Annotated in this window: 1 pseudogene; it reads right to left on the reverse strand. The window is 42.9% G+C overall.

Annotated features, from left to right (window positions below):
* Window positions 1–217, reverse strand: a pseudogene (locus FTW16_RS22230) (phosphomannomutase CpsG); the annotation flags it as partial.
* Window positions 218–296: the final 79 nt, after the last annotated feature.

Genomic DNA, 296 nt, shown 5'->3' on the forward strand with positions numbered 1-296 from the left:
TTGTCATGGCGTCTTGTAATGAAATGGAAGTTTCGCGGTTATCACGGCCAATTACTACCTGAGCTGAGTCATCGAGTAACGTTTCAGGTGAAGCAAAAAGTACGTGTTCGCCAAATGCCTTTCCAAGCAGAAAGGCGAGATGTTCATTGATTTGTTCACCAATGATGCCGCGGACATCGTTGTTCTTAAAGCAGCTAAGGTCTAATGTTGATTTCACTTGATGGTCACTGCTTTATTTCGATTTGTTGATTTGAGATGAATCAGATTGTTCGTATGTCACGCCTCGCCCATAGCTA

It is taken from the genome of Vibrio sp. T20 (genome assembly GCF_007858795.1).
Taxonomy (GTDB): domain Bacteria; phylum Pseudomonadota; class Gammaproteobacteria; order Enterobacterales; family Vibrionaceae; genus Vibrio; species Vibrio satsumensis.